12 protein-coding genes are annotated in these 13,489 nt (G+C 67.4%); 8 read left to right on the top strand and 4 right to left on the bottom strand.

What is annotated here, in order from left to right:
• Positions 1-94 precede the first annotated feature (94 nt).
• The 4 genes from HD600_RS00805 to HD600_RS00790 are packed head-to-tail and all read right to left on the bottom strand — an operon-like array spanning position 95 to position 4,517.
• The gene (locus HD600_RS00805) at positions 95-1,636 is read right to left on the bottom strand and encodes a UxaA family hydrolase (RefSeq protein ID WP_184280897.1); all 1,542 of its coding nucleotides are present in this window, start codon (positions 1,634-1,636) and stop codon (positions 95-97) included.
• Entirely contained in the window at positions 1,633-2,403 is a 771-nt protein-coding gene (locus tag HD600_RS00800; protein ID WP_184280895.1) for an SDR family oxidoreductase, read from the bottom strand. Before HD600_RS00800 ends, HD600_RS00805 begins: the two co-directional genes overlap by 4 nt.
• Positions 2,400-3,452: a zinc-dependent alcohol dehydrogenase gene (locus tag HD600_RS00795; protein WP_184280893.1), complete on the bottom strand. Its 1,053-nt coding sequence runs from the start codon at positions 3,450-3,452 to the stop codon at positions 2,400-2,402. The genes HD600_RS00800 and HD600_RS00795 overlap by 4 nt, the downstream gene beginning before the upstream one ends.
• A gap of 27 nt (positions 3,453-3,479) precedes the next feature.
• On the bottom strand, positions 3,480-4,517 hold the full coding sequence (locus HD600_RS00790; RefSeq protein WP_033107444.1) for an Ldh family oxidoreductase: 1,038 nt from the start codon (positions 4,515-4,517) through the stop codon (positions 3,480-3,482).
• 190 nt (positions 4,518-4,707) lie between these two features.
• Here HD600_RS00790 and HD600_RS00785 point away from each other — a divergent pair, with 190 nt between their 5' ends.
• From HD600_RS00785 to HD600_RS00750, 8 genes are read left to right on the top strand one after another with little or no spacing between them, the layout of a single operon-like run.
• Positions 4,708-5,802, top strand: a complete 1,095-nt coding sequence (locus HD600_RS00785) for a mandelate racemase/muconate lactonizing enzyme family protein (RefSeq protein WP_033107445.1) — start codon at positions 4,708-4,710, stop codon at positions 5,800-5,802.
• Positions 5,803-5,849: 47 nt separating this feature from the next.
• Positions 5,850-6,872 (top strand): DctP family TRAP transporter solute-binding subunit, encoded by a 1,023-nt coding sequence (locus tag HD600_RS00780; protein ID WP_184280891.1) that lies wholly within the window; start codon positions 5,850-5,852, stop codon positions 6,870-6,872.
• Between the two features lie 4 nt (positions 6,873-6,876).
• Complete coding sequence (locus HD600_RS00775) at positions 6,877-7,428, top strand: TRAP transporter small permease (protein ID WP_184280888.1); 552 nt, start codon at positions 6,877-6,879, stop codon at positions 7,426-7,428.
• Positions 7,428-8,714, top strand: coding sequence for a TRAP transporter large permease (locus HD600_RS00770; RefSeq protein WP_184280886.1), 1,287 nt, complete (start codon positions 7,428-7,430; stop codon positions 8,712-8,714). Before HD600_RS00775 ends, HD600_RS00770 begins: the two co-directional genes overlap by 1 nt.
• Before the next feature lie 30 nt (positions 8,715-8,744).
• Positions 8,745-10,079, top strand: coding sequence for an enolase C-terminal domain-like protein (locus tag HD600_RS00765; RefSeq protein WP_184280884.1), 1,335 nt, complete (start codon positions 8,745-8,747; stop codon positions 10,077-10,079).
• A 16-nt stretch (positions 10,080-10,095) separates the two neighbouring features.
• Positions 10,096-10,764: a GntR family transcriptional regulator gene (locus HD600_RS00760; RefSeq protein ID WP_184280882.1), complete on the top strand. Its 669-nt coding sequence runs from the start codon at positions 10,096-10,098 to the stop codon at positions 10,762-10,764.
• Positions 10,765-10,774: 10 nt separating this feature from the next.
• A complete protein-coding gene (locus tag HD600_RS00755; protein WP_241731695.1) occupies positions 10,775-11,974 on the top strand; it encodes a fumarylacetoacetate hydrolase family protein in 1,200 nt (399 codons plus the stop codon).
• The gene (locus HD600_RS00750; RefSeq protein ID WP_184280880.1) at positions 11,971-13,485 is read left to right on the top strand and encodes an aldehyde dehydrogenase (NADP(+)); all 1,515 of its coding nucleotides are present in this window, start codon (positions 11,971-11,973) and stop codon (positions 13,483-13,485) included. Before HD600_RS00755 ends, HD600_RS00750 begins: the two co-directional genes overlap by 4 nt.
• Positions 13,486-13,489 lie beyond the last annotated feature (4 nt).

Genomic DNA, 13,489 nt, shown 5'->3' with positions numbered 1-13,489 from the left:
GAACTGTTTGCTAAACGGTCGAGGAACGAGAAGGGCACTGGCTTCGAGCCGGTGCCCTTCTCGTTTCTGCCCCCTCATATCCGGGGCCCGAGGGTCAGACCACGGTAGAGAGCTGCCAGGGGACGAATTCGTTGTCGCCGTAGCCGAGCTCCTCGCTCTTGGTCTTCTCGCCCGAGGCGATCCGGATGATGAACTCGAATATCTCCTCGCCCATCTGCTCGATCGTCTTCTCGCCGTCGACGACCGACCCGCAGTTGATGTCCATGTCCTCGGTCATCCGCTCGTACAGCGGCGTGTTCGTGGCGAGCTTGAAGCTCGGCGCCGGTTTGCACCCGAACGCCGAGCCGCGACCCGTCGTGAACGCGAGTACCTGTGCGCCACCGGCGACGAGACCGGTCGCGTTCACCGGGTCGTAGCCGGGGGTGTCCATGAACACGAGTCCCTTGGCTGTGACCGGCTCGGCGTACTCGACCACGTCGACGAGGTTCGTCGAGCCGCCCTTGGCGGCGGCGCCGAGTGACTTCTCGAGGATGGTGGTGAGCCCGCCCGCCTTGTTGCCGGGGGAGGGGTTGTTGTTGATCGAGGTGCCGTCGGCGGTGACGTGGTCCTCCCACCAGCGGATGCGCTCGTTGAGCTTGTCGGCGACTTCGTCGCTGACCGCTCGGCTGGTGAGCAGGTGCTCCGCGCCGTAGATCTCCGTCGTCTCGCCGAACACCGCTGTGCCGCCGTGTCGGATGAGGATGTCGGCCGCGGCTCCGAGTGCAGGGTTTGCGGTGATGCCCGAGAACGCGTCCGATCCGCCGCACTCCATCGCCAGCACGAGCTCCGACACCGGCACGGGCTCGCGCTCTACCTCGTTCACTTCGGGGAGCAGCGCTGTGACGCGGCGGATGCCCTCCTCGACCGTGGCACGCGTGCCGCCGAGCGCTTGGATCGTCATCGACGACACCTTGCGGTCGGAGGGGACGTTCTTCCAGCTCTGCGTCATGTCGCGGATCTGGTTGACCTCGCAGCCGAGGCCGACGGCGATGACTGCGCCGAAGTTCGGGTGGCTGGCGTATCCGTGCAGGGTGCGGCGCAGGATGCCGAAGCCGTAATTGCCGGCACCGCCGGTGCCGCATCCGGTGTCGTGCGTGAGTGCCATGACGCCGTCGACGTTCGGATAGTCGTCGAGGATCCCGCTCATCTCCACCCGCATCGCGATCTGCTGTGCGGCGGTGGCCGAGCAGTTCACAGAGGTGATGATCCCGATGTAGTTACGGGTGCCCACCTTGCCATCGGCGCGGCGGTAGCCCGAGAACGTGCGGCGTTCGGCCTCGGGCACCATGACGGTCTCGCGCAGCGCAGTGCCGGCCACGCCCACGCGGTCGAACTCGCGGAACTCGACATTGTGCACGTGCGCGTGCTCACCGGGCTCGATCACGCGAGTGGCGAAGCCGATCACCTGCCCGTACTTGTGGATCGGAGCATCCTGCTCGATGCGGCGCACAGCCACCTTGTGACCGCGCGGGATGTCGGCGGGTACCGTGAGCGTCGCGCCGTCGAGGGTGTACGCGCCTGCGGCCAGGCTGTCGCGGACGATGCGCACGTCGTCGCCGTCGCGCAGCGACAGCGAGAGAGAGGCGAGATCAGTCATCGTCCCAACCACCCTCCGTCGACGGGGAGGACGGCCCCGGAGACGTAGTCGGATGCTGCAGAGGCGAGGAAGACCGTCGCGCCCGCGAGATCGTCGGATCGTCCCCAGCGTCCCACCGGTATGCGGTCGAGGATCGCCTGCGAGCGCTCCGGATCGTCCTGCAGAGCCTGTGTGTTGTCGGTGGCGATGTAGCCGGGGGCGATGCCGTTGACCTGCACACCGCGACCTGCCCACTCGTTCGACAGGGCCTTCACGAGACCGGCGACGCCCGACTTCGCTGCGGCGTAGCCGGGGACGTTGATGCCGCCCTGAAAGCTCAACAGGCTCGCCGTGAAGATGATCTTGCCGGCGCCGTGTCCGAGCATGCCCTGCCCGACAGCACGGGAGAGCACATACGGCGCGGAAAGATCGACCTCGAGTACCTCATCCCACCACTCGAGCGGGTGCTCGGCGGCGGGGGCGCGCTTGATGGTGCCGGCGTTGTTGACGAGGATGTCGACCCGTCGTCCGGTGAGCTCCCCGGCGAACGCCGTGACGGCGGCACGGTCGGAGAAGTCGACGGTGTGCGCCTCGAATGAGCGGCCGAGGGCGGAGACGGCCGCCTCGATGTCGCTGCCGGATGCCTCCAGCGTCGCGCTCACGCCGATGATGTCGGCGCCGGCGGCCGCGAGGGCTTCTGCCATCGCGAAGCCGATTCCGCGCTTCGCGCCGGTGACGACGGCGAGCTTTCCGGAGAGGTCGAAGGCGGTGGCCGGGTCGAAGGTCATCGTGTTGCTCCTGTGGTGACGGGTGCCTCGTCGCCCTGCACGTCGACGAGGATCTTCATCGCGCGGCCGGCCTCGAGGTCGTGGAAAGCCTCTTCGACGGCGTCGAGAGCGACGACCTTGGTGATCAGTGCCTCGCTCGGGATCGTGCCCTCGGCGAGCAGCTCGACGGCCTTCTCGAAGTCGGTGCGCTCGTAGACGCGGGCGCCGAGGATCTCCAGCTCTCGCCAGAAGACGCGCTGTAGATCGATGGGGCGCGGGGTCGGGTGAATCGCGACGACGACGATCGTGCCGCGCACCCTGGCGAGGTCCGTGGCGCCCAGCACGGCGGCGGCCGCACCGGACACCTCGAAGACGACATCGGCGCCGACGCCGCCGGTCCACTCCTCGATCCAGGCCTTCTGATCGACCGCGGTGGGGTCGACGGTGATGAAGCCGAGCTCCTCGACCTGCCCGCGACGAGCCGCGTCGACTTCGAGCACGGCGACGTCGGCGCCGAAGGCGCGGGCCACTGTGGCGATGAGCACTCCGATGGGGCCACCGCCGATGACTGCGGCCTTGGAGCCTTCGGTCAACCGCGAGCGCCGCACGTCGTGCACGGCGACGGCGGTGGGTTCGACGAGCGCGGCGGTGCGCAGGTCGAGTCCCTCGGGGAGGCGGACGAGCAGGTCGGTTCGCACGTTCCAACGTTGCTGCAGGGCGCCGGGGGAGTCGATGCCGACGAAGTTCAGATTGTGACAGATGTGCTGGTTGCCGGCCCGGCAGGCAGGACAGGTGCCGTCCCAGTCGAGCGGCATGACGGTGACGCGGTCGCCAACGGCCCAGTCTTCTACGGAGGAGCCGACGGCCGTGATCTCGCCGCTCATCTCATGGCCGAAGGCGAGCGGGGTGGCGACACGGGCGTCCATGTCGCCGTGGAAGATGTGCAGGTCGGTGCCGCACAGCCCTGTGTATGCGACGGAGATCTGCACTTCGTCCTGGCCGGGCGACGGCTGCGCGTCGCGGCGCTGCAGTTCGATGGTCTTGTTTCCGGTGTAGGCGGCGGTGAGCATGGAGGCGGCTCCTGTGGGGCGTGGGGATCAGAGTGGGCTGACGGGCGCGACCCCGAGGCGTGCGAACAGCTGCTGCAGCGCGTCGACGGTCGTCGGTGCAAGCGCGACGGCGGATGCTGCGGCGCGGCACCTGTGGTGCTCAGGGTCTCCGGGGGCGAGCACGCTCTCTCCGGTCGAGCGCACGCGCGCCTGCAGATCGGCGGCACGATCGGCGGTGTGCTGCGCGCCGCTGAAGGCCGCGGTGTCGATCGCGATGAGCAGGTGGCCGGTGTTCATCCGGTGGGACGGAGTAGACCAGATGTCGGTGGTCTGGAACGCGTAGTGGGCGTTCGTCAGCGATGCCGCCAGACCTTCGAGCAGTACGGAGACGGCGGAGCCCTTATGACCGCCGAACGGCAGCAGGGCGCCCGCCATCGCCTGGGCGGGATCCGTGGTCGGAGCGCCTGACGGGTCGATCGCCCACCCCTCGGGGATCTCGGATCCGGCACGGTTCGCGGCAAGCACCTTTCCGTATGCGCCGGCGCTGGTGGCCATGTCGGCGGTCAACGCGTGGTCCTCGCTGCTCGGGATGCTGATCGAGAGCGGGTTCGTGCCGAGGACGGCCTCCGCGCCGCCGTAGGGCGCAACAGTCGGACCGGTGGTCGAGGTGACGATGCCGATCATTCCGGCGTCGGCGAGCATCTGAGACCACCAGCCGCCCGCGCCGAAGTGCGTGCTCCCTTCGACGGCCACGGTGCTGACGCCGTGTGCGCGGGCGAGATCGATCGATTTCTCCGCTGCAGCATGTGCGGCGACCTGACCGAACGCGCTGTCGGCGTCGAGGATCGCGACGGCGTCGGCACCCGAGCGCCAGCGGAGGTCGGGGCGGGGATTGATGCCGCCGGCTTCGACCGCGGCGACGTACAGCGGCAGGCGCAGCAGCCCGTGCGAGTAGATACCGCGCTGATCGGCGGCGATGAGCGTGCGAGCGACGAGCTCGGCGTCGCCTTCCGGCACGTTGACGGCGACGAGCGCCGCTGCCGATGCGCGCTGCAGATCTTTCGGAGCAAGAGATATTTCGGGCATCGTTGCCTTCCTTGCGACATGCGTCTCTGGAGTCGAAGCGGGGATGCGAAGGATCCTACATGATTTATTCGGTCGTTCCAGGGTTGCACGGCGTTTGGGTTGACAAATCGTGCACGATCTCCCTAGTCTCGCCAAAGACGTCGATACCTGTCACGACAGGGCGTCTCACAACCCGAGATCAACGGAGATCATGAGCATCATCACCAACGCCACCGCGCGCCTCGTCGACATCCCAGTCGAAGCCGCCCGATCGGACGCCGTACAGAGTTTCCAGTCGCAGGAGACCCTGATCGTGGACCTCACAACGGATGCCGGTATCTCGGGCCGCGGCTACAGCTACACGATCGGAACCGGCGGCACCGCCGTGCTCGCGCTGCTGCGCGATGTCTTCCTCCCGCGCCTGATCGGGCATGACATCCGCCGCTACGAGCGCATCTGGTTCGATCTGTTCGCCTCGACCCGCTCGACCGCTCCTGGCGCCATCACCGCTCTCGCGCTCGCCGCGGTCGACACGGCCGTATGGGATGCGAACGCCAAGCGCCTCGGCGACCCGCTCTCCATCGCGGTCGGCGGTGCGCGCGACGAGGTCCCCGTGTACGACACCGAGCACGGGTGGCTGCACCTGTCGGAGCAGGAGCTCGTCGACGGCATCACCGCGGTGCGCGACGGCGGTATGCGTGCAGCCAAGGTCAAAGTCGGTGCGCCCACGCTCGCTGAGGACGTGCGCCGGCTGAGCGCCGTTCGCGACGCCGTCGGTGACGACTTCGAGATCTTCGTCGACGCCAACCAGTCCTTCACCGTCCCCGAGGCCATCCGCCGGTCGCGCGCCTATGCCGATCTCGGCATCGGCTGGTTCGAAGAACCACTGCCCGCCGATGACGTCGCCGGGCACCGCCAGCTCGCACAGCACAGCGCAGTGCCGATTGCCGTCGGTGAGACGCTGTACTCGGTCGGGCAGTTCCAGACCTACGTCGACGCCGAAGCGGCTTCCATCATCCAGGTCGACGTCGCCCGCATCGGCGGCATCACGCCTTGGTTGAAAGTCGCGCACCTCGCCGAGGCCGCCAACCTGCCCGTCTGCCCGCACTTCCTCATGGAACTGCACGTGAGCCTCACAGCCGGCGTGCGCAACGGCCGCTACGCGGAGTACATCCCGCAACTGCGCGCCGTCACCAGGAACGAGGTCGAGCTCACCGCCGCCACGCTCCGCGCACCCACGACCCCTGGGCTCGGCATCGACTGGGACGACGACCGGCTCGACGACCTCTGCGTCGCGACCGCGTGACGAGACCCGTAATCGCATACCCTGCATCACCCATTCGAAGGAGAATCATGATGAAGAAGAAGACCCTGCCCCTGGTGGCGACCGCCGCCGTCGGCCTGCTCGCACTGAGTGGCTGCGTCGGCACCGAGGCGCCGGCGGCGAAGGGCGACGCCGCGGGCGGCGCGGACAGCGACGCCACCGTGCTCCGCCTCGCCTACCAGTACGACGAGACCCACCCCGTCGGTGCGTGCGGCATCCCCGCGCTGAACGAGTCGCTCTCCGGCTCCGGTCTCCAGGTCGAGGGGTACCCCGCCGGCCAGCTCGGCAACGAGGAGGAGAGCATCCAGCAGGTCGCCGACGGCAGCCTGGATCTCGCCATCGGAGGTCCGTCGTTCCTCGGTCTCTACGAGCCGAAGGTCGCGATGCTCGACGCGCCATACGCGTTCGCGGACGTCGACCAGTTCGAAAGCGTGCTCGACGGCGAGGTCGGCCAGGAACTCTGGGACAGCCTCCGCGAGAACGGCGACCTCGAGGTGCTCGGAGCCTGGTACTACGGCACTCGCCACGTCACCAGCAACAACCCTGTCAACACATATGAGGACCTGAAGGGGCAGAAGCTGCGCGCCGCGAACGCCCCGATGTACCTGACCATGGCGGAGATCATGGGAGGCGCTGCGACGCCGATGGCGCTCGACGAGGTGTACCTCGCGTTGCAGCAGGGCACGATCGACGCCCAGGAGAACCCGATCCCGACCATCGCATCGCAGAAGCTCTATGAGGTGCAGTCGTACATCAACCTCACCGGCCACATGATCCAGGGCGTCATGCTGCTGGGCAACGCGTCGTCGATCGAGGCGCTGTCGGCAGAGCAGCAGGAGGCTCTGCACAGGGCGGGTAAGGACGCACAGGCGGCGGTGCGCGAATGCGTCGAGACGCAGGAGGCCGACTTCCTCGAGGAGTGGACGGCCGATGGCGAGGTCACTGTGAACGAGGACGTCGACGTCGACAGCTTCCGCGAGCGCGCGAGCGAGATCGTGCCGAAGAACTTCCCGGAGTTCGCGGACTTCTACGAGCAGCTGCAGGAGGGCTGATCCGATGACAGAGGTCGCCCCCTGGCACCCCGAGTTCCCGGAGCGCAGATCAAAGCTCTACCGTGTGCTCGTGCGCGCGGAGATCACCGTCGCCGCTGCGCTGCTCGTCGCGCTGTTCGCCCTGATCATCCTTCAGGTGTTCACCCGCTTCGTGTTGAACTCGCCGCTGATCTGGACCGAGGAGCTCGGACGCTTCGTGTTCGTCTGGTTCGTGTTCGTGGGGGCGACCTTTGTCACCGCGCAACGACGGGGAATCGTCGTGGAGATCATCCAGGCGAGGAGCACCGGCCGGATCATCTCTCTCATGGAGGGGTTCGCCGCGCTCGTCGGCGCCGTCGTCAACGGCCTGCTCTGCTATGCGTCCATCGAACTCTCGACCGGGCGGGCCTCTCAACTGGCCTTACCCGCCACCGGGATCCCGTACCCCCTTCTCTATCTGTCCGCCGCGCTCGGTTTCGCGCTGCTGACCGTTCATTCCGTAGTCAATGGCGTCATCGCTCTCAGGTACCCGTCGCAGTACCTCGAGCGCCACGTCGAGGTGGAGGCAATCGACTGATGTGGACTCTCACGTGGATGATCGGCCTGCTGCTCATCCTCCTCGCAATCCGTGTACCCGTGGTGGTGGCGCTGTTCGTGCCGTCGCTGCTCTACATCGCCCTCGACCCCGGCGCGAAGTGGGGAGTCGCGGCGCAGCAGACGATCTCGGGCGTCGACAGCTTCCCGCTGCTGGCTGTTCCGATGTTCATCCTGCTCGGCAACATCGCGAACGTCAGCGGTGTGTCCGACAAGCTCTTCGACGCAGCCACCGCCCTCTTCGGCCGTGTGCGTGGCAGCCTCGGATACGTCTCGATCGCGAGCAGCTTCGGCTTCTCATGGATGAGTGGCGCTGCGATCTCCGACGCCGCAGCTCTCGGGCGCGTGCAGGTGCCGGCGATGACCAAGCGCGGGTACTCCTCGAGTTTCGCCACCGGCATCACGGCGTCCGCATCGCTCATCGCTCCGGTGCTTCCGCCCTCGCTGCCGGCGATCATCTACGGCGTGGTCGGCGGGGTTTCGGTGGGCGCGCTCTTCGTTGCGGGTATCGTGCCGGCACTGGTGCTGGTCACGCTGCTCACGGTGACGGTCTGGTGGATGATGCGCAAGCGCGATGATCTGCGGCTCGAGCCCGTGCACGGCTCGGAGCGCTGGATCCCCGTGCTGAAGGCCCTCCCGCCGATGGGTGCCGCTGTCATCGTGCTCGGTGGCATCCTCGGTGGCGCGTTCACCCCGACAGAGGCGGCCGGCATCGGTGTGGCGTACATGCTCGTGCTGTCAGCGTTCTACCGGGCGCTGACCTGGAAGAACATCAAGACGATGCTGCGCTCGACGGCTGAGACATCCGGCGTCGTGATGCTCATCGTCGCGGCATCCGCGCTGTTCGGGTGGGTGCTGACCCGTGAGCGTGCGCCGCAACTGGTCGCCGAGGCGATGCTGAGCATCACGACCAACCCTGTCGTGTTCCTGCTTCTGCTGAACATCCTGCTGCTCATCGTCGGTGCGTTCATGGACGTCACCCCGGCCATCCTGATCCTCGTGCCGCTGATCGCGCCGATGGCCGGCGACTACGGTCTCTCGCCGATCCATCTGGGCATCGTCATCATCTTCAACCTGCTCATCGGCCTTCTGACACCACCTGTCGGTCTTGTGCTCTTCGTGCTCTCGAGCGTCACCGGCGTCTCGGTGCAGCAGGTCACGAAGGGGGTGCTGCCGTTCTTCATACCGCTGCTGGGCGCACTCGTCCTCATCACCTACTTCCCGTTCTTCGCAACCTGGCTGCCCGGGCTGCTCGGAATGGGCGGCTGACGCCGTCACACGTCTGGAAAGGACAATCAGATGTCGAAAATCATCTCGATCGAGACGAGCGATGTGCGGTTCCCGACGTCGCTGGAACTCGACGGATCGGATGCCGTCAACGTCGATCCCGACTACTCGGCCGCATATGTGCGGATCGTCGCCGAGGACGGCGAGGCGGGGTACGCGCTCGTCTTCACCGGCGGGCGCGGCAACGAGATCGTGGTCAAGGCGATCGAGTCCTACGGTCAGCTGATCGTCGGCGAAGAGCTCGATGACCTCGTCGGCGACCTCGGCGCCGCGGCGACGCGACTCGTGCACGACTCGCAGCTCCGATGGCTGGGGCCCGAGAAGGGCGTCTCGCACATGGCGGCCGGAGCGATCATCAATGCGCTGTGGGACGTCGCCGCGCGCCGTGAGGGCAAGCCGCTGTGGCGCTACCTCGCGGATCTGACGCCCGAGCAGGTCGTCGCCGCGATCGACTTCACACACATCTCCGACGCGCTCACGCCCGACGAGGCACGTGAGATCCTGCGCAGGGGTGAGCAGGGCAAGGCCGAGCGCATCGCGGAGCTCGAGCAGAACGGTTTCCGCGCGTACACGACCTCGCCAGGATGGCTCGGCTACTCCGACGAGAAGATGTTGCGCCTCACGCGCGAAGCGGTCGCCGACGGCTTCGAGCTCATCAAGTTGAAGGTCGGGGGCAGCCTTGAGGACGACATCCGTCGCTTCGAGCTCGTGCGCGCGGAGGTCGGCCCCGACTTCCCTGTGGCGATCGACGCGAACCAGCGCTGGGATGTCGAAGACGCCATCGCGTGGCTCGCGCCGCTCAAGCGGTTCGAGCCGTTCTGGATCGAAGAGGCCACCAGCACGGACGACGTGCTCGGCCATGCCACGATCCGCAAGGCCATCGCGCCGATGCGCGTCGCGACCGGTGAGGCCGTCCAGAGTCGCATCATCTTCAAGCAGCTGCTGCAGGCTCAGGCCATCGACGTCATGCAGATCGACTCGGTGCGTGTCGCGGGCGTGAACGAGAACCTCGCCAACATCCTACTCGCGGCGAAGTTCGGTGTGCCGGTGTGCCCGCACGCCGGTGGCGTCGGGCTGTGCGAGCTCGTACAGCATTTCTCGTTCTTCGACTACGCCGCCGTGGCCGGCACGCAGGATGACCGCTACATCGAGTTCGTCGACCACCTCCACGAGCACTTCGCCGAACCGGTTGTGGTGACGGGCGGTCGCTACCGCGCGCCGCAGCAGCCCGGCAACGGTGCGGAGATGCTGCCCGATTCCGTCGCCACATGGACCTTCCCCGACGGTCCGGGCTGGCAGGAGCTCGAGCGCCGGGGACTGCGCGCCGCGACACGAACAGCCCGATAGGCGGCAGGCTAGAGGGATGAGCGAGAACTCCACCGAGACGCCGGAAGGCGGCGTCTCCGCGCACGTGTATCAGAAACTGTTCCGGATGGTCATGTCGAACGACATCGCCCCCGGTTCACGGCTGAACATCGACAAGATCGCCGTCGAACTCGGGGTGTCGACGACCCCGGTGCGCGAGGCGCTGGCGCGGTTGGAGACTCAGGAGCTGGTCACCAAGGAGCCCATGCGAGGCTATTTCGTCAGTCCGATCATGAGCGGCGAGGAGTTCGACGACCTGTGGGAGTTCCGTCTGCTGCTCGAAGTGTACGCCGCCTCACGCGCGGCGGAGAGGGCGAATGCGGACGACATCGATCGGCTCCGCCGTGAGCTCGCGAGCATTCGGCCGGTCCGCCTGCTCGATGATGATTACACCTCGATGGCGACCTTCCGCAACCACGACCAGTGCTTCCATGAGCTCGTCCTCGACATCGCGGGCAACCGTCAGGCGAGCAAAGCACTCGCCCAGGCGCACGTCCACACCCGGATGCTGCGCATGCGCTTCGTGCCCCTCGACGGCTATCACGCCATCCAGGAGCACGACGACATCATCGACGCGATCGCGGCCGCCGACCCCGACCGCGCAGCCGAGGCGATGCGCACACACGTCCAGAACGCACACGAGCGCATCCGCGCCTATGCACAGTGAAGTTGGAGAAATGATGACATCCCAGTCGTACGGCGCTGCCCGCGACATCCTTCCCGACGATGCCGACCGCGCGCTGTTGGTCGGCCGCGTGTGGCTGCCCGAAGAGAACGGTCCCGCCGTCGTGGCACTGCGCGAGGGCGAGCTGATCGACCTCAGCCGCACGTTCCCGACCATGCGGGAACTGACTGAGCACCCCGTCCCGGCCGAGGTCGTGCGGATCGCCGATGGTGCATCGATAGGCTCGCTGGAGAGCGTATGGGCGAACACCTTGCCCGATTCTCGAGACGAGACGAAGCCGTGGCTGCTGTCGCCGATCGACCTACAGGTCGTCAAGGCGTCGGGCGTCACCTTCCCCGTGTCGATGCTCGAGCGGGTCATCGAGGAGCGAGCCCGCGGCGACGCGGACTCGGCCCGCAGCATCCGCGAGACGATCGTCGGCGCGCTCGGAGGCGACATTCGCGATCTCGTGCCAGGATCGCCGGCTGCGATGAAGCTCAAGGCCGTTCTCATCGAGGAAGGCGTGTGGAGCCAGTACCTGGAGGTCGGCATCGGGCCGGACGCCGAGATCTTCACCAAGGCGGCCGTACTGTCGTCGGTCGGCGCCGGATCCGACGTCGGCGTGCTCGCTGAGTCGGAGTGGAACAACCCCGAGCCCGAGATCGTCTTGGTGGTGTCGTCGGCCGGGGAGATCGTGGGAGCGATGCTCGGCAACGACGTCAACCTGCGCGACATCGAGGGGCGCTCGGCGCTTCTCCTCGGCCGCGCGAAAGACAACAACGCCTCGGCGTCCGCCGGTCCTTTCATCCGTCTCTTCGACGAGAGCTACGGCCTCGACGACGTGCGTGACGAGACCGTCGAACTCCAGGTGACCGGTACGGACGGCTTCCGGATGACCGGCCGCTCGCACATGACGCAGATCAGCCGCGACCCCGCCGATCTCGTGCGGCAGGCGTCGGGCGCGCATCACGCCTATCCGGACGGTTTCGTGCTGTACCTGGGCACGATGTTCGCGCCCACCGACGACCGTGGTGAGGAGGGGCGCGGATTCACCCACCACGAGGACGACATCGTGCGCATCGCGTCTCCTCGTCTCGGTGCCCTCGTCAACCGAGTGCGTCACTGTGAGAAGCTTCCCCCGTGGAGCTTCGGCATCGGCGCTCTCATCCGTAACCTGGCCGACCGCGGCCTGCTCGGAAGGAGTAACGCATGACCACCTTGTTCAGCACTGATCCCCGTACCGGCACGGAGAGTGCCACCGCGATCCAGGCGACCGAGGATGCCGAAGTCGCTGCGATCGCCGAGCGCGCTCAGCAGGCGTTCTCTGAGCTGCGCGTCCGACCACGCGCCTGGCGCGCCGGCCTGCTGCGCGCGATCGCCGAGAGACTGGACGTCGACCGCACCGAACTCGTCGCGGCAGCGATCGCCGAGACAGGTCTCGCTGAGGCGCGTCTGAACGGAGAGCTCAGCCGCAGTGTCTTCCAGTTCCGTCTCTTCGCAGACGCCGTCGAGGACGGCGGCTATCTCGAGGCCATCATCGACCACGCCGGCGACACCCCGCTCGGCGCCGGCCCCGACGTGCGCCGAATGCTCGTTCCCATCGGTCCAGTCGCGGTGTTCGGCGCGAGTAACTTCCCCTTCGCCTTCTCCGTGCTCGGCGGTGACACCGCCTCCGCTCTCGCGGCCGGGAACCCGGTCGTCGTGAAGGCGCACGGCTCGCACTTGCTCACTTCCCAGCGCTCGTACGAGTCGCTGGTGAAGGCTGCCACCGACTACGGCGCACCGGCGGGCACGTTCGGCATCGTCTACGGTCAGCAGCCGGGCTCGGTGCTCGTCGCCGACCCGCGCATCGCCGCCGTCGGCTTCACCGGGTCGCTGCACACCGGTCAGATCCTCCAGCGCATCATCGACGGTCGCGACACGCCGATCCCCTTCTATGGTGAACTGTCGAGCGTGAACCCGCTCGTCGTCACCCCGGAAGCCGCGGTGGCGCGCACCGCGCAGATCGCCGAGGGGCTGTTCGGGTCGGTCACCAGCTCCGCCGGTCAGCTCTGCACCAAGCCCGGCGTCGCATTCGTACCCAAGGGGGACGCCGGCGATGCGCTTGTCGCAGACATCGTCAGCCGCGCGCAGGATGCCGCGCCGCAGACGATGTTGAACTCCCGCATCCATTCGGCTTTCGACGAGATCCGCTCTCGGCTGATCGCCGAGGGTGGCGCCCGCAGTCTGGTCGACCCGGCGCCGGGGGAGCAGGGGTACTCGCTGACTCCCGCCGTGCTCGAGATCGACGCCACCGATGTCACGGCTGAGGTGACCGAGGAGGCCTTCGGGCCGCTCGTCGTGGTGGTGCGCTACAGCGACGTCGCCGAGATCGCGCGCGCGCTTGACGCCGTCCCCGATTCGCTGACGGCGACCATCCACAGCGAACCAGGAGAGACCGAGCTGCGCGCCGAGCTCACCGACGTGGTCAGCGGCCGCGTCGGGCGCATCGTCTACAACGGTTACCCGACAGGCGTGCGGGTCTCCTGGGCGATGCATCACGGTGGCCCGTGGCCGGCGACGAACACGCTGCACACCTCGGTGGGTGTGACCGCGATCCGACGCTTCCTGCGTCCGCTCGCCTGGCAGGATGCCCCGGCCGAGGTGCTGCCGGAAGAACTGCGCGACGGCCCCGTCGATGTTCCGCGCCGCGTCGACGGCGTGCTGGAACTCGCCTCCCGCTGACGGG

The organism is Microbacterium ginsengiterrae, from assembly GCF_014205075.1.
In the GTDB taxonomy this organism is placed as follows: domain Bacteria; phylum Actinomycetota; class Actinomycetes; order Actinomycetales; family Microbacteriaceae; genus Microbacterium; species Microbacterium ginsengiterrae.
The sequence above is the reverse complement of the archived record's forward strand: the minus strand, read 5'-3'. Positions and strand labels throughout refer to the sequence as shown.